We start from the raw sequence: 22046 nt of genomic DNA on the forward strand, positions 1-22046 counted from the left end.
GGTAACGTTAGCGTCCAAAAAAAACGCTGACAAGCCTTTTTATGCTTATCAGCGTAATCTTTTACTTATTTTTGCTGCACATCACTATTTTACAGCAGCAATTTCGACACCTGACGGGTCTTTTTCTAGCGCAACTTTAAGAACATCATCAATCCATTGCACCGGAATCACCTTAAGATCAGCGATAACGTTGTCTGGAATCTCTTCCAAATCACGCTCATTATCTTTAGGAATCAGTACCGTTTTGATGCCTCCACGGTGTGCCGCCAGTAGTTTTTCTTTCAAACCACCGATAGGTAAAACTTCACCACGAAGGGTAATTTCACCTGTCATTGCCACTTCCGCTTTCACAGGGTTACCTGTTAGGCTAGAAACAAGCGCTGTACACATTGCGATACCTGCACTTGGGCCATCTTTCGGCGTTGCACCTTCAGGAACGTGGACATGAATATCACGTTTCTCATAAAAGTCAGAGTTGATGCCCAATTTCACAGCACGAGAACGAACTACTGTCATCGCCGCTTGAATCGATTCTTGCATCACATCGCCAAGAGAGCCGGTTTGAGTCAGCTTACCTTTGCCCGGCATCGCTTCTGTTTCAATCGTGAGAAGATCGCCACCGACTTCTGTCCATGCCAGACCCGTTACTTGACCAATGCGATTGCTGTCGTCCGCTTTACCGTAATCGTGACGCTGAACACCTAAGTACTCTTTTAGGTTATCCATGTTCACAGTGACCGTTTTAAGGCTGCTGTCGAGCAGGATGTTTTTCACCGCTTTACGGCAGATCTTTGAAATTTCACGCTCTAGGCTACGTACACCCGCTTCACGTGTGTAGTAACGAATAATGCCGATGATTGCAGAGTCTTCGATCTCAATTTCACCCAGTTTCAAACCGTTACGTTTGATCTGTTTCTCTACTAAGTGACGTTTCGCAATATTGAGTTTCTCGTCTTCGGTGTAACCAGATAGACGAATCACTTCCATACGGTCTAATAGAGGCCCTGGAATATTCATTGAGTTAGACGTCGCAACGAACATCACGTCAGATAGGTCGTAGTCCACCTCTAGGTAGTGATCGTTAAATGCGTTGTTTTGCTCTGGATCGAGTACCTCTAGCAAGGCTGATGAAGGATCGCCACGCATATCAGAAGACATTTTGTCGATCTCATCCAAAAGGAACAGCGGGTTTTTAACGCCGACTTTGGACATTTTCTGAATCAGCTTACCTGGCATAGAACCGATGTAAGTACGGCGGTGACCACGGATTTCAGCTTCATCACGAACACCACCCAGCGCCATGCGAGTGTATTTACGGCCAGTAGCCGCCGCAATTGAGCGACCCAAGGATGTTTTACCAACACCTGGAGGCCCTACTAGACACAAGATAGGCCCTTTCAACTTGTTAATGCGATTCTGTACCGCTAAGTACTCTAGGATACGTTCTTTAACGCGCTCCAGACCGTAATGATCTTCATTCAGCACTTCTTCGGCTTTTGCCAGATTCTTCTTAACTTTTGAGCGTTTGTGCCAGGGTACACCCAGCATCCAATCAATGTAGCCGCGAACAACCGTTGCTTCCGCAGACATTGGCGACATCATCTTCAGCTTCTGCAGTTCTTGCTCGGTCTTTTCGCGCGCTTCTTGCGGCATCTTAGAGTCGACAATTTTCTGCTTCAGCGTTTCGAACTCATCAACACCATCTTCAGTCTCACCCAGCTCTTTCTGAATGGCTTTCATCTGCTCGTTCAGATAATACTCACGCTGAGATTTTTCCATCTGCTTTTTAACGCGCGTACGAATACGTTTTTCAACTTGAAGCAGGTCAATCTCGGATTCCATCTGCCCCATCAGGAATTCAAGACGGTCGGTCACGTCCAACGTTTCCAGCACGATTTGCTTATCTGCCAGTTTTAGTGGCATGTGAGCAGCAATCGTATCAGCAAGGCGAGCCGCTTCGTCGATACCGTTGAGTGACGTTAAAACTTCAGGTGGAATTTTCTTGTTTAGCTTGATGAAGCCTTCAAACTGATTAATCGCACTGCGAACAATCACTTCTTCTTCGCGCTCATCGAGCTGCTCTGTCGTCAGATATTCTGCGTCAGCAGTAAAGAATTCGTCTTCTTCAAATTTATGAATTTTTGCTCGTTGCTGGCCTTCAACCAACACTTTCACTGTCCCATCCGGCAGCTTTAGCAATTGAAGAATGGTTGCCACGGTACCAACATCAAACAAATCGTCTTTTGCTGGCTCATCGGTTTCGGCTTTTTTCTGCGCAACTAGCAGTATTTGCTTGTTGTTATCCATTGCTGCTTCGAGGCAAGCAATCGACTTTTCACGTCCAACAAACAAAGGAATTACCATGTGCGGGTAAACGACTACATCTCTTAGAGGTAGTACGGGGATCTCGATACGTTCGGAACGTTCCAAGTTCATATTCTTCTCTCTTCCGCTTAGTCTTATGAGCAGTATATGGGGGCTAATTGGTTGGATTCAATGAAAGAATAAAAAAAAGGAGGTAAATGATTACCTCCTTAAATTATTCATTAATTTATGTGAATCTGATTAAGATTCTGCGCCCGCGGCCTGATTATCCGAGTTGCTGTAAATCAGCAGTGGGTCAGACTCACCATTAATCACTGATTCATCAATGACGACTTTGCTAACGTCATTCATGGATGGAAGCTCATACATGGTTTCCAACAGAACACCTTCCAAGATTGAACGTAATCCGCGAGCACCCGTTTTACGTTCCATTGCTTTCTTCGCAATAGCACGTAGAGCGTCTTCGCGGAACTCAAGCTCAGAATCTTCTAGCTCGAATAACGCTGCGTACTGTTTGGTCAACGCGTTCTTAGGCTCACACAAGATCTGAATGAGTGCTTCTTCATCCAGCTCTGTTAGCGTTGTTGTCACAGGTAGACGACCGATGAATTCTGGGATCAGACCATATTTAACCAAATCTTCTGGTTCAACCTGAGTGAAGAGTTCACCTACTGTCTTCGTTTCGTCTTTAGAACGAACTTCTGCTCCAAAACCAATACCTGTACCCGTCGCAACACGCTGCTCAATCACTTTATCTAGGCCTGCAAATGCACCGCCACAGATAAATAGGATCTTAGAAGTATCAACTTGAAGGAATTCTTGTTGAGGATGCTTACGCCCACCTTGAGGTGGAACTGAAGCCACAGTACCTTCAATCAGTTTTAGCAACGCCTGCTGAACACCTTCACCGGACACGTCACGAGTGATTGATGGGTTTTCAGCCTTACGTGAAATCTTATCGATTTCATCAATGTACACGATGCCGCGCTCGGCTTTTGCTACGTCATAGTCGCATTTCTGCAGTAGCTTCTGAATGATGTTTTCAACATCTTCACCTACGTAACCGGCTTCGGTTAACGTAGTGGCATCCGCCATTGTGAATGGTACATCTAGGAAACGCGCTAATGTCTCAGCCAGTAGTGTTTTACCACTACCCGTAGGACCAATAAGAAGGATGTTACTCTTACCGAGCTCAACACCTTCACTTGTCGTGTCTCCATTACGTAAACGCTTATAGTGGTTATAAACGGCTACTGCTAGCACTTTCTTAGCGTAATCTTGGCCAATCACGTAATCATCAAGGTGTTCACGAATCTCTCTTGGCACTGGTAGTGCTTCCGATTGTTTCTTCGGCAGAACATCTTTGATTTCTTCACGAATAATGTCGTTACACAAATCGACACATTCGTCACAAATGTAAACGGATGGACCAGCGATTAGCTTGCGAACTTCGTGCTGGCTTTTGCCGCAGAAAGAGCAGTAAAGAAGCTTACTACTACCGCTCTCTTTGCTTTTGTCTGTCATTCGCTAACCTCTTAGCCTTTACTCTTTATGATCTGAGTGTATATCAATTATAGCCAAAATGCTCTGGCAATTATTACTCACCGCGATGAGTCAGCACTGCATCGACCAAACCGTATTCAACAGCTTGATCAGCAGCCATAAAGTTATCACGGTCAGTGTCACGCTCAATCACCTCAAGAGGTTGACCAGTGTGTTCAGCAAGTAACTTGTTCAGTTTCTGTTTGATGGTCAGGATTTCCTGAGCGTGGATTTGGATGTCAGACGCCTGGCCCTGGAAACCGCCCAGAGGCTGGTGAATCATCACGCGAGAATTTGGTAGTACATAACGCTTGCCTGGTGCACCACCAGCAAGAAGGAAAGCACCCATTGAGCACGCTTGGCCCATACATACTGTACTAACGTTTGGCTTGATGAACTGCATAGTGTCGTAGATCGACATACCTGCAGTTACACTGCCGCCCGGCGAGTTGATGTATAGGAAAATATCTTTATCAGGATTTTCAGATTCTAAGAAAAGCAGCTGCGCCACGACAAGATTTGCCATGTGGTCTTCCACTTGACCAGTTAAGAAAATCACGCGCTCTTTTAATAAACGAGAGTAAATATCGTAAGAACGTTCACCGCGGGAAGTCTGTTCAACCACCATTGGTACCAGCGCGTCTAAAATTGGTGACATTGCATTTTTTTCTTGGTAGCTCATATTCTTATGTCCCTAAAATAAATGGCCCGGATGATAAATATCATACGGACCATTGTTAGCAGAATAGTTAACGTTCCGTCAACCTTCTACGCAAGATATTGCTTATTAAGCTGGCTGCTGTTGGTTCATTAGCTCGTTGAAGCTAACTTCTTTCTCAGAAACCTGTGCTTTAGCGATGATTGCATCGATAGCTTGCTCTTCAAGCGCAACGTTACGCATGTTGTCCATCATCTGAGTGTTTTGCTCGTAGTAAGCAATAACTTCTGATGGGTCTTCGTATGCTGTCGCCATTTCTTCGATAAGCGCTTTCACTTTCTCATCGTCAGCTTTTAGCTCTTCAGACTTGATTACTTCACCTAGAAGAAGGCCAACAACTACGCGACGCTTAGCTTGCTCTTCGAACAATTCACGTGGAAGTTGCTCAGCAGCTTCTGGGTTGCCACCAAAACGCTGTGCAGCTTGCTGACGTAGCGTACCGATCTCTTGATCGATAAGTGCAGCTGGTACGTCGATTTCGTTTTCGTTAACTAGACCGTCAAGCGCTTGCTCTTTGATGCGGTTTTTAACGGCTTGCTTAAGCTCACGCTCCATGTTCTTACGAACTTCAGCTTTAAGAGCGTCAACGCCACCTTCAGCTACACCAAACTTAGAAACGAACTCATCGTTGATTTCTGGAAGTTCACGTGCTTCAACTTTGTTCACTTTGATTGCGAACTTAGCTGCTTTACCTTTTAGGTTTTCAGCGTGGTAATCTTCTGGGAATGTTACGTCGATGTCGAATTCCATACCCGCTGTTTTACCAGTGATACCGTCTTCGAAACCAGGAATCATGCGACCTGCGCCCATTTCTAGTGGGAAGTTCTCAGCTTTACCACCTTCGAACTCTTCGCCGTCGATAGAACCAACGAAATCGATAGTTGCACGAGTACCTTCTTCAGCAGCTGAATCAACTTCTGCCCAAGTAGCTTGTTGCTTACGTAGAGTTTCGATCATCTCTTCAACGTCAGCGTCTTGAACTTCAGTTGTTGGCTTTTCAACAGTGATGTTCTCTAGACCTTTCAACTCAACTTCTGGGTAAACTTCGAAAGTTGCGTTGAATACTAGATCTTCACCTTCTTTGCTCTCTACTGGAGCGAAAGTTGGTGCGCCTGCTGGGTTGATTTTTTCTTTAACGATCGCTTCGATGAAGTGGCGTTGCATTACTTCACCCATTACGTCTTGACGTACTGCTTTGCCGTACATCTTCGCAACCATTTTCAGAGGCACTTTGCCTTTACGGAAACCATCGAAACGACGGTTTTTAGCGATGTTGCGTAGTTCAGCTGTTACAGCATCTTCGATGTTAGCAGCAGGAACAGTAATGTTTAGACGGCGCTCTAGGCCCTCTAGCGTTTCAACAGTAACTTGCATTATTCATTAACCTCAAAACTGGCTCAGACTGAGCTGAGCGTATGTGCCCTAAAACCTTGAAAAGCTCAGGACCCATCCTTGTTTGCGCTCTAAGAGCACTCTTCGTAAATCGAGTATCGATAACCAAACGAGTCAGTTACCGGACTAATTAGCGATATCTTTCCAACCAAGTGGGTGAAAGGTATCTCCGATTAGCCTCAGGATAAAAATTCAGACGCAGCATTCTACCGACCTCGTCGGTCACTGTCGAGCCGATCCCTAACATAGGTCAGGCTTTACCCTAAAAACTCAGTTAACTGCTATAAAAAACATCAATCAAGCAGCTAACCGTTCCAGAAATGGGGACATTAATCGGTTTTTCAAGAGAAACTAATCTTTTTTCTGAATTAAACGAGAAAACTAGATCCAAGTCCGGTTTTGTTCCTCATTTTCGTTACACAACTAAACACACCTGTAACAAAAAACATTACCCTAGGTTATCAGTAGTACCTCAGTTACAGGGAATGTAATGTCACCTTTTCGTCGGGCAAATGCCTACCTGCTCATTCTTTACCTGTTCTGCCTAATTGTTGGCTCTCAATGGGTATGGAATTACCACTATCAATCCCTACTCGACGAACATCAGGCGCAACTTGATCGCTTTGCTAGCCATATCGCCTCAAGACTGGATAAGTACGCTCACCTCCCCCAGCTACTTGCTAAAGATACTGAGCTAATTTCTGCCTTAATGCAGCCTGACAACCCGGCTCAACTAGACATCACAAACCGCTATCTAGAAAACGTCAATAACATCATCCAAGCGTCCGATACTTATCTGATTGATCGGGTCGGCAACACCATTGCTGCCAGCAACTGGAATTTAGAGCGCTCGTTTATTGGCAAAAACTTTTCGTGGCGCCCCTATTTTTCAGAAGCGGTGAAAGGCAACTCCAGCCAGTATTTCGCGCTTGGCTCAACCTCTGGGCAAAGAGGTTATTACTATTCGTTCCCTGTCGTGTACGCAGGTGAAATAGCCGGCGTCATCGTAGTTAAGATGGATCTGTCTGCAATCGAAGAGAACTGGAAGGGGAAGCAAAATACGTTTGTTGCGACCGACAGCTACGACGTGATTTTCATGTCGAGTAACCCACAGTGGTTATTTAAGAGCCTGCTCACTCTGACAGAAGCAGAGCGGAATCAGATTTCCAACAGCCGTCAATACCTAGATAAAGACATAAAATCTCTCGGGCTGGTTGGGCAACTCGATAAGGCCCAGTCTGAGCTCGAAAACCATTTGCTCGGCTGGATACAAGGAGACTACATTGTCTCCAGTCGCACGCTTTCCTTGCTCGATCTTACCATTCGTGTATTGACTGAAAAGATAACGGTTTTTTGGTCTACGTTAAGTTTCGCTCTGATACTGACTCTGCTGTTTGTAATTGCATTTTTAACACTGCAACTGACCTACCAAAGGCATCTCAAAAAGCGCCAGTTTGAGCAACTGCAGTCTGAAGCAAAACAAAAGCTGGAATTTCTGGTTCTTGAAAGAACGTCTGAATTACAGGCCGAAGTGTTAGAACGCTCCCGCACCGAACAAATGCTGCGTCAAACACAAGACGAGTTAATCCAAGCCGCTAAACTGGCGGTTCTTGGTCAAATGTCAGCCAGTATTAGCCATGAATTAAACAATCCACTCGCCGCGATTCGAAGCTTTGCAGACAATGGCCGCCGCTTTCTGGATAAGAACAAACTTGAACGTGTCGATGATAATCTCAGCCGAATCTCAGCGTTGACCGACCGGATGGCAAAAATCAGCAATCAGTTAAAATCCTTTACGCGCAAATCAGACACCAGCGACAAAAGCGTTCTCGATATCGAACCTATCCTGCTCTCAGCAAAGGAACTGGTTGCACCTCAGATAAAATCTTATCGGGTAGAATTAGCCACACAGTTTAATCACACCACAGGCTCCGCCGAGGTAAACGCAATTCAACTGGAACAGGTTTTGATTAATCTGATCACTAACGCTGCACAAGCTGTGGAAGAGCAGGACAAGCGCATTGTCGAACTCCGCACTGAACAAACAGAGGCATCGATCATTATCTACATCGATGACAACGGCCCAGGGATTAAAAAAGATCAAGCTAAGCACCTATTTGAGCCATTCTTTACCACGAAGAAGAATGGCTTGGGTCTTGGCCTATCGATTTCCCAGCAGATCATTAAAGCAATGGATGGCCAGTTAACCGTGGAAACCTCGCCATATGGCGGAGCAAGGTTTGCCATACAGCTGCCATTTCATGTTTCGACTGTAAGAGACAACGCAAAGGAATCTTGATGTACGACGTCTTTTTTATCGATGACGAAAGCGATATTCGCTTAGCCATAGAGCAGAGCTTCGAGTTAGAAGAAATATCCGCACAATTTTTTTCCAGTGCAGAAGATGCACTTTTGGCCATTAAGCAAGACGGTTTGCCAAAAGTGGTCATTTCCGATATCTGCTTGCCCGGCCTTTCCGGTGAAAACCTGCTTTCAACGGTACTGCATCAGGACAAAGATGTTCCCGTCATTCTCATTACGGGCCATGGAGATATCTCCATGGCTGTCAACGCCCTCAGAAACGGCGCTTATGACTTTATTGAGAAGCCCTTCCCCATTGACCGGCTGATCGATACCACACGACGAGGATTGGAAAAGCGTGACCTCACTCTGGAGAATCAGGAACTCAAACGCAGTCTCAAAGCGAGTCAGACGCTCGGCCCTAGGATCATAGGCAACACACCGTCAATACAGATGCTGAGAGAGACCATTTCACATATTGCCGATACCGACGCCGATATTCTCTTATTTGGTGAAACAGGGACAGGCAAAGAGCTGGTTGCTCGTTCAATTCACGAACAAAGTTCAAGACGCGACGCGAACTTTGTCGCCATCAACTGTGGCGCAGTGCCTGAAAACCTCATCGAGAGTGAGCTCTATGGCCACGAGAAAGGAGCATTTACTGGTGCAGAAACTAAGCGTATCGGTAAGTTTGAGCATGCTCAGGGCGGAACCTTATTCCTTGATGAGATTGAATCCATGCCGATGCAGGCACAAATTCGACTGTTACGCGTCCTTCAGGAGCGCGTAATTGAAAGAGTGGGCTCGAATGAGCTGTTACCACTGGATATAAGAGTCATTGCTGCTACAAAAGTGGATCTTAAGAAAGCGGCAGAGGCAGGAGAATTTCGTCAAGATCTCTACTACCGCCTTAACATCGTCACGCTGGATTTGCCTGCACTGAGAGAGCGTAAGGAAGATATCGCGGCTCTGTTCCACCACTTCCTGTTGGTTGCCGCTTCACGCTATGGAAAAAGCGCCCCTGCGCTTCCAAACAGCGCACTGAGTCAGCTTTTAAGCCACGATTGGCCCGGTAATGTCCGCGAGCTAAGAAACGCCGCCGAACGTTTCGTCTTACTGGGTAAACTGGCTCAATTTGGAGAAAGTACAGAGCAAAGTAATCAACCACTCTCACTGGCAACACAAGTGGCTGAGTTCGAAAGAAGTGCAATAGAGCAAGCCTTGCTCGAGTCTGGAGGCAGTATCAAACAAACCATGGATAAGCTCAGTCTGGCGAGAAAAACGCTCTACGACAAAATGCAGCGTTACGGCCTAGACAAGGCCAACTACAAAGCCGATTAATCATTGTAATAACTAAGCCAGCATCAGATGCTGGCTTTTCTAATTTAGGTTCTCAACATCACATCAAGCTGATCAACCAGTTCTGCCCAATCGGCATCTTCTTCTATCGCTTCTTTCAGAAACGCGGCCTGTGAAGGCGACCAGAAAAAGGCTTCATGCAATGCAGTGCCGACCACCAGCCCACTGTGGTGATTAACAAACTCCCGAATGCTGTCGTCAGAGCTCGCTAATCCAAGTTGCTGAAACAAATCACGCATTGAGTGTTGGTGCATTTCCATAATGTCCTCACTCGATTCTCAGAACAAACAACTAAGCCACAATTACAGTAACTATTCCTCTTTAACTATAGACCGAATCGCTCCGAGCAAAAAAAAGCCTCACATCAACAGTGAGGCTTTTTCATTAGAATTCAGGAAACACTTACTTGGTGATGATTTCAGGCCCCATTAGCGTCGTTGGCAGCCAAGTCGATACCCATGGTACGTAAGTAACGATAATGAGGAACAAGAACATCACTGCCACCCAAGGGAGCGCCGCCTTGACCACCTGCATCATCGACATTTTAGCGACCCCGGCCGTCACAAACAGGTTGAGCCCGACAGGCGGAGTGATCATCCCGATTTCCATGTTCACTACCATCATGATACCAAGGTGAATAGGGTCAATACCCAGTGCAATCGCGATCGGGAATACCAACGGAGCAACGATGATCAGCAGGCCAGACGGTTCCATAAACTGACCGCCAATCAGAAGCAAAACATTGACCACGATTAGGAAGGTGATCGGCCCAAGACCAGCAGACAACATCGACTCGGTGATCATCTGCGGGATGCGTTCTTCTGTTAGTACGTGCTTAAGAATCAAGGCATTAGCAATGATAAATAGCAACATAATGGTCAGCTTGCCCGCTTCATACAGCGTATGCTTAGTGTCTTTATGGACAAATGCTTGGAAGATCTTTACGATGGCTGGCTTGCCATTTTCTTTCTCTGCGAAAGGCCCCATGTCCTTGTAAACGAAATTCGCAATAAAGAAAGAATAGACCGCTGCAACCGCTGCGGCTTCTGTCGGTGTGAAAATACCACCGTAGATACCGCCTAGAATGATCACAACCAGTAGTAGACCCCAGCTTGCATCTTTCGCAGCATCAAACATTTCACCCCAGCCAACAAATGGCTGCTTTGGCAGATTTTTCACGCGCGCGGCAATATAGATAGCGATCATCAGCATCACACCCGCTAGAAGACCTGGAATCACACCACCTAGGAACATACGACCAACCGACACATCCGTCGCAGCGGCATACACAACCATAACGATTGACGGTGGAATCAAGATACCTAACGTACCCGCGTTACAAATCACCCCAGCGGCAAAGTCTTTGGAGTAACCGTTTTTGATCATACCTGCGATAACGATACTACCGATGGCGACAACCGTGGCCGGAGACGATCCTGATAACGCAGCAAACATCATACACGCGACGACAGAAGCCATCGCCAATCCGCCACGGAACCAACCGACCATTGCAATAGCAAAACGAATAATTCGCTTAGCCACACCACCAGTCGACATAAAGCTTGATGCCAAAATAAAGAATGGAATAGCGAGTAAGGTGTAGTGGCCTGCGAACGCGTTAAACAGAGTTTGGGCAACTGAGGCTAAAGAAGCGTCAGAGTGCATCATCAAAAACAGGATGCTCGATAGACCAAGCGATACAGCGATTGGCACACCAATCAGCATAAAGCCAACCACCATTACGAATAAAAACAAAATATCCATGGCTTAGCTCTCCTTGCTCTTATCGTCGGCTTTTTTCGGCTCCATCGCTTCACCAGCGTCTTTGAGCTCTTCTTTCAGCGCCTCAAGTTCTTCTTCCGCTTCATGACCTGCAATCAAACGGTCTAGTTTGCCTGTTGCGATTTGTATCGTGATTTGAATAAAACGGAATGTCATCAGCGCCATGCCAATCGGTAGCGCCATATAAGGAATAAAGCGTGGAAGCTTTTCGTAGCGCTCACCTTCATTCAGCCAGTCAGCTAGGAACTGCAATATTTCTGGCATCGGAATATCATCGGTTTCATACCAAGCACGTTCAGTGACAAACGGATACCAATAGTTCCAAGAACCAACCAGAAGAAGAATTGAGAATGCTAAACAGCAAGCCGCCGCAAGCAGCGCGTAGACTTTACGCAGTTGGTCTGGTGCCATGTTGATGATGACATCGACACCAATGTGAAAGTGTTTTTTTACACCATATGACGCGCCGACCAGAACCATCCAGGCAAAAAGGAAAACGGTGAGCTCAAGAGCCCAAAGAATATTGTCGTTAAAGACATATCGAAAAATTACATTAGCAAAGGTCAGCAGTGTCATTGCTCCCAAGAAAAACGCAATCAGCGTTTCCTCGATAGCATCTGTCACCTTTCCTATTCTGGCAAAAATTGACTGTTCCATAGTTACATCGCTTTGATCACCCGTTGGCAGCGCCTAACAGGTATTGCAGGGGAAAAAAGGCCCTCCTCCCGATTCGGAGGGCCAATAGTCAGGGATGTTTTTATTATCGTGTTACTGATTTGAAGCCAGTGCAGCTTCGATTAGGTCAGAGCCGATGTCTTTTTCAAACTTCTTCCAAACAGGTTGCAATGCAGTAACCCACTGCTGACGCTGCTCAGGCGTCAATGTACGAACTTTACCACCCGCTTCAATGATGTTGTTCTTATTCGCTAGGTTCACCTTAGCTGACTCGGAATTACGCTGTGCAGTGACTTCCTGAATAATGGTATTCAGTTGCTCACGCTGATCCGCTGGTAGTTTCTTCCAGAAGTCGTTCGAGGTAACGACAAGGTAATCTAGGATACCGTGGTTGGTTTCTGTAATACCGTCCTGAACTTCAAAGAACTTCTTACCGTAGATGTTTGACCACGTGTTTTCTTGACCGTCAATAACCTTAGTTTGTAGACCGCCATACACTTCTTTAAACGACATCTTCTGTGGGTTCGCGCCTAGTTGCTCGAACTGCGCCACCAATACATCAGAAGCCTGAACACGGAATTTAAGACCTTTAGCATCTTCAGGCGACAGTAGTGGCTTGTTTGCCGACATTTGCTTCATGCCGTTATGCCAGAAAGCCAGACCTTGCAGACCACGACGCTTCATTGCATTTTTCAGCTTCTCACCAGACTCTGAGTTTTGGAAACGGTCAACGGCGTCAACGTCTTCAAATAGGAATGGCAGATCGAAAATACGGTACTTCTTAGTGAACTTTTCAAACTTAGAAAGAGAAGGGGCAGCAAGTTGCACGTCACCGTTTAGAAGCGCTTCCAGTACTTTGTTGTCATCGTAAAGTGTCGAGTTCGGGAAAACCTGCATACACACTTTTCCGTTCATCTCTTCGTTAACACGTTTTTCCAGCAGTGAAGCCGCAATACCTTTAGGGTGTTTATCTGTATTCGTTACGTGGCTGAACTTGATCACAGTCTCACCTGGGTCACAGTTAGCGGCCGCGTTAAAACTGGTCACAGCAAGAATCGAAGCAGATAGTAGGGTCAAAGGCTTTAGCATTGTTTTTCTCCTTGTTAATAGAACAACCCCATCACTGGGTGTTGATATATTTATAAGGGCAATAACCAAGCCAACTTATGAAAATAAATTTAATCTTTATATTTCAATAAATTAAAGATAGAACACTGCGAGAAAACAATTACAAATAGATTTGTTATATAAAAATGGGTGGGAAATGACACATCGAAACTTGGCAAATGTGTCATTTTACACATATTTAACATTACCCAAACGTTAGATAAACAAATGGCAGCGCCCTGCTGCCATTTTTATTACATGAGATTTGAGAGTCAGCAAGGAGACAGACTGGCTCCCACTCTCAAGACAAACACGAATTTCATATTCATGTTGATGCTATAAGCATAGTCGGTATTAATATTTTCATTAATAATCATTTTTATCTAGCTGGATTAAGGGCGAACACACTCCCAATTCGGACAGCAAGCCAGTCCGATTCTCCCCCGTACTGATTGGGAGTGTGTTCAATCTTATTAATGGAACTCAATCCTTTGTTCAGTCTGGGCATCAAAGAATACCGCTTTTGACAGATCAAAATGCAGAGGGGCAACCTGACCAACACGAGCGTCAAACTCCGGAGACAGTCGACATGCCACCTCCTGATCATTGACTTTAATCATCGCGATAGTATCCGGCCCAGTGGGTTCCAGAACCTCAAGTTGCAGATCAAGTTGCGTGCTAGCGCTCGATTCCTGATTTTGTTTCTCAGTAATGTGCTCTGGACGTAAACCAATCACCACTTCCTTACCATCTTGCTCACGCATTGAGTTAGGCAAACGAATGTGGTGCTCCTGATCATTACTACCTTTGACTTTAATCACGGGCTGCTGCTCATCATCAAGATCAACCATGGTCTTAATGAAGTTCATCGATGGAGAGCCCATAAAACCGGCAACAAACATATTGTTGGGTGTGTTGTAGATTTCCTGAGGCGTGCCCAGTTGCTGCAACTCACCATCTTTCATCACTGCAATGCGATCAGCCAAGGTCATGGCTTCAATCTGATCATGAGTAACATAAACAATGGTGGTATTGAGTTGCTGGTGAAGACGTTTGATCTGATGGCGCATTTCGACACGGAGTTTTGCGTCCAGATTCGATAATGGTTCATCAAACAGATATAACTTAGGTCGACGCGCTAAGGCTCGTCCCATCGCAACACGCTGCCGCTGACCACCTGATAGCTGAGACGGCTTGCGGTCCAACAGGTGGTCGATTTGTAGCATCTCGGCCACACGCTGCACTTCAGCATCAATCTCAGCGTCGGGCATTTTACGGATCTTAAGGCCAAACGCGATGTTGCCACGCACCGTCATGTTCGGATACAAAGCGTATGACTGGAAAACCATCGCAATGTCACGATCTTTTGGCTCCACGACTGAGACATCACGGCCATCAATCACGATTTCACCTGAACTAATACCTTCCAAGCCAGCAATGGTATTCATCAAGGTTGATTTACCACAGCCCGATGGGCCAACCAAAATCAGAAACTCCCCCGAGTCAATGCTGATATCGATTCCCTTAAGGGTTTCCTGTTCCGCTTTTGGGTAGGTTTTACGGATCTGTTTGAGTTCTAAAGTTGCCATTATGATTATCCTTTTACTGATCCGGCGGTCAGGCCACGAACAAAATATTTTCCTGCCAGCACGTAAACCAGCAACGTCGGTAGAGCTGCGATGATGGCTGCGGCCATATCCACGTTGTATTCCTTCACACCTGTACTGGTATTCACCAAGTTGTTAAGTGCTACGGTAATCGGCTGTGTGTCCGACCCTGAATACACCACACCAAACAAGAAGTCGTTCCAGATCGATGTGAACTGCCAAATCACGGTCACCATGATGATTGGTGTTGAAAGTGGCAGCAGGATTTTGAAGAAGATAGTAAAGAAACCCGCCCCATCCAATTTTGCTGCTTTGATCAACTCATCAGGAATGCTGATGTAGAAGTTGCGGAAGAACAACGTCGTAAAGGCCATACCGTAGATAACGTGAACGGTCACTAAGCCCGCCGTTGTATTAGCCAAGCCCAACTTTCCTAGTACCGCCGCCATAGGCAGCAAGATGACCTGAAATGGGATAAAACAGCCAAACAGCAGTAAGCTAAAGAAGAGGTTCGAACCACGAAACTGCCACTTAGTCACAACATAGCCATTGAAAGCGCCAAGTAAGGTTGAGATCGCAACAGCAGGTATCACCATCTGGAAAGAGTTCCAGAAATAACCTTTCACACCTTCACATTTCACTCCAGTGCAAGCGCCGTCCCAAGCTTTATACCAAGCATCAAACACCCACTCTTTAGGTAGGCTCATCAAATTACCCGCTTTGATATCTGGTAAGGTTTTGAATGACGTGATGACCATGACAAACAGTGGCATCAAGTAAACCAGACAGAAGAAAATCAGCGCTGAGTAAATGAACAGGCGAGCAAAATTCATGTTATTGGTCATGATTTTTTCTCCCTAAGTTCGGAATACAAATACGGCACTAGAATGGCAAGAATTCCGGCTAGCATCATCATGGCACTGGCAGCACCAAGGCCAATCTGACCACGCGTAAATGAATGGGCATACATAAACAATGCAGGTAAATCAGAGGAATAACCCGGCCCCCCAGCCGTCATTGCAGTCACTAAATCAAAACTCTTAATCGCTATATGCGATGTAATGATTACCGCGCTGAAGAACACAGGTCGCAGGCAAGGAAGAATAATTTTTACGTAAATCGTTGGCAGATTGGCCCCATCAATTTGAGCGGCTTTGATGATAGATGAATCGATACCACGAAGGCCCGCGAGGAACATCGCCATTACAAAACCGGAAGATTGCCATACTGCAGCGATGACTAACGTGTAAACCGCCATATCAGAGTCTACCAACCAGTCGAATTTGAAGTCTGTAAAGCCCCAGTCGTGCATCAGTTTCTCGATGCCCAGACCTGGGTTTAGAATCCATTTCCAAGCCGTACCTGTAACAATGAACGACAACGCCATCGGATAGAGATAAATAGTACGAATCGCCCCTTCCTGACGAATATTTTGATCGAGCAATATTGCTAGACCGACACCTAAGCCGATTGCGACCAGCATAAATAGCAGACCAAAAATACCTAAGTTTGAAATCGAAGTGATCCAACGGTCGTTGTCCATTAGCTTTTCGTACTGGGTAAAACCGACAAAATTAAAGCTAGGTAGAAATCGAGAGTTGGTCATAGATAGTGCGGCAGTCCAGAAGATGTAGCCGTAAATACACACCACAGTAACCAACATGGTCGGTGCTAATACGATCTTCGGCAGCCAGGTTTGTAGCCTGTCAGCAAAGCTTGGCTTATAGACAGACTGACTTTTTGACCCAGTCAAAACATGCTCCATAACGAATCCTTGTGACACTTTCCCTGAAAGTAAGTCTTAGAAGGAAAGGACAAGCAGGCTCCCCACAAGCCTGCCTGCCCTTGGGGGTGACAGAATAAAGCGCCGTTAGATCGCCGCTTTTACTGCTTTCGCCAGTTTCTGCGCGGCGTCTTGCGGATTGGCATCTTTGTCGTTAAAGAAGTTAGTCACTACGTCAAAGATCGCGCCTTGTGCGTAACTGGTTGTTGACATACCGTGTGCCATACTTGGTACGAGATCACCGGATTTCGCCGTCGCTTTAAACTCGTCCATTGAATCCAGTGCACACTTATCAAACTTCGACATATCCATATCCAGACGCACTGGAATAGAACCTTTATTCAGGTTGAACACTTCTTGGAATTTAGGGTCTAGAATGGTGGCTGCCAGCGCTTTTTGCGCTTGTTGGTTACCTGATTCGCCTAGCTCAAAGAAAGCAAAGCTGTCGACGTTATGAGTAAACTGACCTGCGGTACCCGGAGCTGGCACACAGACATAATCTTTACCTGCCACTTTTCCGGCTGCTGAGAATTCGCCTTTCGCCCAGTCACCCATGATTTGCATCGCCGCTTCACCATTGATCACCATAGAAGTCGCAACGTTCCAGTCACGACCCGGCGAGTTCGAGTCGATGTAATCATGCATTTTCTGGAATTTGGCAAACACTTCGACCATCTTATCGCCAGACAGAATATCCATATCCAGCTCAACAAAGGCTTTGACATAGTCTTCGCTGCCTAGAACATCAAGCGCAACCGCTTCAAACACAGTGGCGTCCTGCCATGGCTGACCACCGTGTGCCAACGGGATTAGACCTGCTGCTTTGATTTTGTCACCTGCGACAAAAAACTCATCCAAGGTCGTTGGAACTTTTGCACCCGCTTTTTCAAATACCGCCGGGTTTGCCCAAAGCCAGTTCACACGGTGAACGTTGACTGGCACAGCCACAAAATCACCGTCCCACTTCATGACGTCGGTCACCATTTTTGGCACCACGCCATCCCAGTTACCTTTTTCTGCAACGTCATCAAGGTTAGTCAGGAACCCCAGACCACCCCACTCTTGAATGTCGTGGCCTTTAATCTGCGCCGCTGAAGGTGGATTACCTGACACCGCGCGAGTTTTCAGTACCGTCATCGCACTTTCACCGCCGCCACCAGCAACCGCAAAATCTTTCCAGCTGTGGCCTTGCTCTTCCAACATGTCTTTCAGAACAGAAATGGATTTAGCTTCGCCACCAGAAGTCCACCAGTGAAGCACTTCAACTTCGCCCGCTTGAGTCATAGAAGCCGCTGATAGAAGGGATAAGGTAAGTAGGGTTTTATTCATTTTCATTATTATCTTCCATGTATTGGATTAGACACAGGGCCGACAGCGAACAAGCCCCTGTTTCATGTGTTCGAAAATGAGTGTATAGATTTGCACAGATTAGATTGAAACAAACCGTAATAGGAATGTAACACCAATGTTACATTAGACTTCAAGTGTCGGTGGAATAAAGAGTTGCGCTCTCAAACCGCCTTGTAGGCGATTGCTAATAATGAGATCTCCGCCGTGGCCATGCAGAATGTTACGGCAGATACCTAAGCCAAGGCCGTGCCCCTGATCATCAGAAGCTAAGCGAAAATACGGCTCAAAAACGGCTTCAAGCTTGTCACTTGGAATGCCCGGTCCAACATCGTCAATCAAGACAGAAATCCATTCATCCGTCACTTCAATCGACACAGTGGCACTCTCTCCATATTTAACCGCATTATCGATTAAATTGGTCAACACCCGTTTAATGGCTAAGGGCTTAGCCACCATGGGTTCCATCTCGATTGGCATAAAGGTGACACAATCATGTTTAAAGTTCATTGGCTCAATTACCGACTGAATCATGGCATTGAGATCAATGAAGGCATTGTTCTCGTGTAAATCGGTATCTTTTACACATTGAAGTGCCCCTTTGACCATCATCTCCAGCTCATCTAAATCCTGATTGAATTTATGACGTTTTTTGTCGTCATCGAGTAGCTCAGCTCTTAAACGTAATCGAGTGATCGGCGTTTTTAGGTCATGGGATATAGACGAAAACAGGTGCTCCCTATCGGCCACATAGCGCCTGATGCGCTGCTGCATACGATTAAATGCTCGCGTCGCAGTGACCAGCTCACTCGCCCCTTCTTCACCTAGTGGCGGCTGATCAATATCCATGCTCATTTCATTGGCTGCTTTTGCTAAACGCTTTAACGGTTTGACTTGTCGGCGCATTAATAGATAAGTCAGACCAAGCAACAAGGTCGTCGAGAAGAAGATAAATAGGATCTGCTCTCGGCCAATTAAGGTGTCATCCAATGTGACATAAGGTGCGGGAAGTAACGCGGCGATGTAGACCCATTCATTGCTCTTGAGCTCGATCTGTACCACCAGAACGGGAGGATCGATGGGCGATAGAGTTAAAGTATGATGCGCCCATGATTTTGGTAAATCACTGAGATAGATGTCATTTTTCAGTAGACGGAGATTGTGTGCATGAGAAAAGTCGACAGATATCGAAGACACTTTAGGCAGCTTGTCGTTGAGCACAGATTCCACCGCAGAAAGAGAGGCTCTTTTTAACTGTGTATCTGGAATGGGCTCAACAATCAGCTTTTCTTTATTGAATGACACAAAGAAACGTGTGCCACCCATATTACGGATCTGATCCAGCACAATATGACGATAGCGAGTCGGTAGGGATTGGAAGAAGGTCACGGTTGAGGCAAACATGTTCGCCATACTTTCTGAGGCCGATTGAATACCCGCCAGCTCTTTTTGCTTCGATTCGGTATACCAAATCGCCGTGGCAATGCCCTGCGCTAATATCACCGCTAATAACGCTAACCCTAGAGTACGGGTGACCAATGAATTGGGTTTTAGCCTACGTAACAGAGTGTTCATCTATCAATGTTCAATACTGACAGGAACAGCGAGGATATAGCCATTTCCACGCATAGTTTTAATATATTGCGGGTATTTACCGCTGTCGCCCAAGCGATGACGTAAGCGACTCAGTTGGACGTCAATACCTCGTTCAAAGGGAAGTGCCTCTCGTCCTCTGGTCGCAAAAGAAATCGTATCACGATCCAGAACCTCATTCGGACGCGAGAGAAACAACATTAAGAGTGCAAAGTCGCTGCCCGACAGATCGTGTTCTTCTTGGGTATCACTATGGGTAATTTTGTGCGCTAAGGTATCAAGTTGCCAGTCACCAAACGTAATCTGTTTCGGTAGAGCGTCTGAACCTTTTTCTTCATTGATTTGAACTCGTCGCAAGACTGCTTTGATTCGAGCGATGAGCTGACGTGGATTAAATGGCTTGGCAATGTAGTCATCGGCACCAATTTCCAGACCAATGATCTGATCAGTTTCGTCCGACACTGCGGTCAGCATAATAATAGGTACATTAGAGTCGCGACGAATGTGTTGGCACAAAGTAAAGCCATCATCACCCGGTAGCATCACGTCAAGAAGCACCATATCAGGGTAACCTTCTTGATCGAGGTGCACCTTTAATTCTTCGCCATCCGCCACGGCGTTGACCTGATAACCCGCTTTGGTTAGGTATTCACCCAACAGCTCCCGAATTTCTAGATCATCATCTACAACAAGTATCTTTGCGTTCATTCACTTCAATTATTACTTACGATGTCTGGCCCTAGTTTAGAGATTAATAGGTATGGGGCAGATTGATAAAATTGGATTATTTGATCACAAAACAGATTCAGATCACAACCTATTAACAAATATAAAAGTAATTCAGTACTTTTTCACAAGAGAGGTCAATTAGGAAGAACAGCTGATCTCCATTTTCTTCCCCCATTCGGGCGGCAGCTTAGCGTACTCGTCCATTTCCGGCTGCTCATCATAAGGGTATTTGAGTAGTTCAGCGACTCTGTTTACTTCACTAAAATCGCCTTCTTCAGCTTTATCGATCGCCAGCTGAGCGAGATAATTACGCAATATGTATTTGGGATTCACACGTCGCATTGCCTCGCAGCGTTCTGATGCTTCAATGAGAGAACCAAACTCATCGACCTCTTGTTCACATCGGACAAGATAGTCTGTAAGCCATACTTTTACCGCTTCACCATCGACAAACAAATCGACCACTACTTGGGGATCCTTACGGTCTAGATTGGATACCTCACGCATAAAGCGTGTGTAATCGACTTGGTTTTTCTCTAACAATTCGAACATCGATTGAAAGAGCTCACTGTCCTTTTCTCGCTTGCTCTGAAGGCCGAGTTTGCTTCGCATCAATCGGCTGAAACTCTTACCAAGTATACCTTCATACTGCTCCAGTGCTGATTCTAAGTCATTCTTCTCAATGATCGGGGTTAACGCGTGGGCAAGGGCCGATAAGTTCCACAATCCCACTCTAGGCTGTTGGTCGAACGCATAGCGGCCTTCGTAATCAGAGTGGTTGCTGATGTAGCTAGGATCATAATCGTCAAGAAATCCAAACGGGCCATAATCAAACGTCTCGCCAAGAATAGACATATTGTCGGTATTCATCACACCGTGGGCAAAACCGTAAGCCTGCCAGTGCGCAATCAAGTTAGCTGTACCTTTGACCACATGTTCAAACATCGCTAAGTAAGGTTTGTCAGTCTCGATGCAGTCCGGCCAGTACCACTCAATCACTTTATCCGCTAGCAACTTCAGTTCGGCTATCTGATTGGTGTAAAAGAAATGCTCAAAGTGCCCAAAACGAATATGGCTCTGAGACATTCGCAGTAAAAGCGCGCCCTGCTCGGCTTTCTCACGGTAAACAAAAGTATCGCTGGTTAACATCCCTAACGCCCGTGTCGTTGGGATCCCTAAGCCTGCCATTGCCTCACTGCACAAATACTCTCTGATCGTGGAACGCAGTACCGCTCGCCCGTCGCCCGTTCTCGAATAAGGCGTTAATCCAGCACCTTTAAGATGGATGTCAAATAAGATGCCTGACTGATTAGAAATTTCGCCCAGCAACAATCCCCGACCATCACCTAAATCTGGGTTGTAAATACCAAACTGATGACCCGCATACTTCATGGCCAAACAAGGGGTAGGCATAGGTTTAAGTTCGCCGGCAAGAAAAGATTTCAGTGAGCCTTGTGGCGCTTGCAAAGGTAGGCCGAATTGGCGAGCAAACTCACTGTTCCAAGTCACCCAGCGACTGTTGTCGAGCGCTTGCGGCTGAACATGGGTATAGAATGCTGAAGAAAATTGACTAAAGCGGTAATTAAGATTGAGCGACGACAGGGAAGACATATGCAGTCCATTTGCAAAGCTGTTATCGCAGAAAGTAGCATAAAGCGGATAGGAATGCTTCGAAAGCTGCCCTAATAAATGATTCTAAAAGTAAGTAGTTACACACTTATTAAGGCTTAGCTTCACTGACGTCCAATGTTAGATGAGAGCAAAAACACCCACAATACCAACAAGT

General features: G+C 45.9%; 17 protein-coding genes. 2 read left to right on the forward strand and 15 right to left on the reverse strand.

Annotated elements, in window-relative coordinates:
- Positions 1 to 84 precede the first annotated feature (84 nt).
- From lon to tig, 4 genes are all read right to left on the reverse strand, one after another.
- Complete coding sequence (lon, locus tag F0265_RS08795) at positions 85 to 2436, reverse strand: endopeptidase La (RefSeq protein WP_021457152.1); 2352 nt, start codon at positions 2434 to 2436, stop codon at positions 85 to 87.
- 129 nt (positions 2437 to 2565) lie between these two features.
- Positions 2566 to 3849 (reverse strand): ATP-dependent protease ATP-binding subunit ClpX, encoded by a 1284-nt coding sequence (gene clpX, locus F0265_RS08800; RefSeq protein ID WP_006959348.1) that lies wholly within the window; start codon positions 3847 to 3849, stop codon positions 2566 to 2568.
- 73 nt (positions 3850 to 3922) lie between these two features.
- Entirely contained in the window at positions 3923 to 4549 is a 627-nt protein-coding gene (gene clpP, locus F0265_RS08805) for an ATP-dependent Clp endopeptidase proteolytic subunit ClpP (RefSeq protein ID WP_006959350.1), read from the reverse strand.
- Positions 4550 to 4654: 105 nt separating this feature from the next.
- Positions 4655 to 5959 (reverse strand): trigger factor, encoded by a 1305-nt coding sequence (gene tig / locus F0265_RS08810; protein ID WP_043007296.1) that lies wholly within the window; start codon positions 5957 to 5959, stop codon positions 4655 to 4657.
- Positions 5960 to 6467: 508 nt separating this feature from the next.
- On the opposite strand from tig, the gene F0265_RS08815 reads away from it, so the two are divergent.
- Together F0265_RS08815 and F0265_RS08820 are read left to right on the forward strand one after the other, a co-directional pair.
- On the forward strand, positions 6468 to 8276 hold the full coding sequence (locus F0265_RS08815; protein WP_171748589.1) for an ATP-binding protein: 1809 nt from the start codon (positions 6468 to 6470) through the stop codon (positions 8274 to 8276).
- On the forward strand, positions 8276 to 9619 hold the full coding sequence (locus F0265_RS08820) for a sigma-54 dependent transcriptional regulator (RefSeq protein ID WP_171748590.1): 1344 nt from the start codon (positions 8276 to 8278) through the stop codon (positions 9617 to 9619). Before F0265_RS08815 ends, F0265_RS08820 begins: the two co-directional genes overlap by 1 nt.
- A 44-nt stretch (positions 9620 to 9663) precedes the next feature.
- Here F0265_RS08820 and F0265_RS08825 read toward each other — a convergent pair whose 3' ends face one another.
- From F0265_RS08825 to F0265_RS08875, 11 genes are all read right to left on the reverse strand, one after another.
- The gene (locus F0265_RS08825) at positions 9664 to 9897 is read right to left on the reverse strand and encodes a DUF2789 domain-containing protein (protein ID WP_006959358.1); all 234 of its coding nucleotides are present in this window, start codon (positions 9895 to 9897) and stop codon (positions 9664 to 9666) included.
- Between the two features lie 142 nt (positions 9898 to 10039).
- Positions 10040 to 11401, reverse strand: coding sequence for a TRAP transporter large permease (locus tag F0265_RS08830; protein ID WP_006959359.1), 1362 nt, complete (start codon positions 11399 to 11401; stop codon positions 10040 to 10042).
- A 3-nt stretch (positions 11402 to 11404) separates the two neighbouring features.
- Complete coding sequence (locus F0265_RS08835; protein WP_065740494.1) at positions 11405 to 12076, reverse strand: TRAP transporter small permease; 672 nt, start codon at positions 12074 to 12076, stop codon at positions 11405 to 11407.
- 111 nt (positions 12077 to 12187) lie between these two features.
- Positions 12188 to 13183 carry a TRAP transporter substrate-binding protein gene (locus F0265_RS08840; RefSeq protein WP_171748591.1) on the reverse strand — a complete coding sequence of 332 codons (996 nt, stop codon included), beginning with the start codon at positions 13181 to 13183 and terminating at the stop codon, positions 12188 to 12190.
- A gap of 491 nt (positions 13184 to 13674) precedes the next feature.
- Positions 13675 to 14790, reverse strand: a complete 1116-nt coding sequence (gene ugpC, locus F0265_RS08845) for a sn-glycerol-3-phosphate ABC transporter ATP-binding protein UgpC (RefSeq protein WP_038512887.1) — start codon at positions 14788 to 14790, stop codon at positions 13675 to 13677.
- 5 nt (positions 14791 to 14795) lie between these two features.
- Entirely contained in the window at positions 14796 to 15653 is an 858-nt protein-coding gene (locus F0265_RS08850; RefSeq protein ID WP_019277875.1) for a carbohydrate ABC transporter permease, read from the reverse strand.
- Complete coding sequence (locus F0265_RS08855) at positions 15650 to 16573, reverse strand: sugar ABC transporter permease (protein WP_006959370.1); 924 nt, start codon at positions 16571 to 16573, stop codon at positions 15650 to 15652. Before F0265_RS08855 ends, F0265_RS08850 begins: the two co-directional genes overlap by 4 nt.
- 105 nt (positions 16574 to 16678) lie before the next feature.
- Positions 16679 to 17926 (reverse strand): ABC transporter substrate-binding protein, encoded by a 1248-nt coding sequence (locus F0265_RS08860; RefSeq protein ID WP_171748592.1) that lies wholly within the window; start codon positions 17924 to 17926, stop codon positions 16679 to 16681.
- 138 nt (positions 17927 to 18064) lie between these two features.
- Entirely contained in the window at positions 18065 to 19513 is a 1449-nt protein-coding gene (locus F0265_RS08865) for an ATP-binding protein (protein ID WP_171748593.1), read from the reverse strand.
- Positions 19514 to 19516: 3 nt separating this feature from the next.
- The gene (locus F0265_RS08870) at positions 19517 to 20239 is read right to left on the reverse strand and encodes a response regulator (protein ID WP_171748594.1); all 723 of its coding nucleotides are present in this window, start codon (positions 20237 to 20239) and stop codon (positions 19517 to 19519) included.
- A 159-nt stretch (positions 20240 to 20398) separates the two neighbouring features.
- Entirely contained in the window at positions 20399 to 21871 is a 1473-nt protein-coding gene (locus F0265_RS08875; protein WP_171748595.1) for a YdiU family protein, read from the reverse strand.
- Positions 21872 to 22046 lie beyond the last annotated feature (175 nt).

Source organism: Vibrio sp. RE88 (assembly GCF_013113835.1).
Taxonomy (GTDB): Bacteria; Pseudomonadota; Gammaproteobacteria; order Enterobacterales; family Vibrionaceae; genus Vibrio.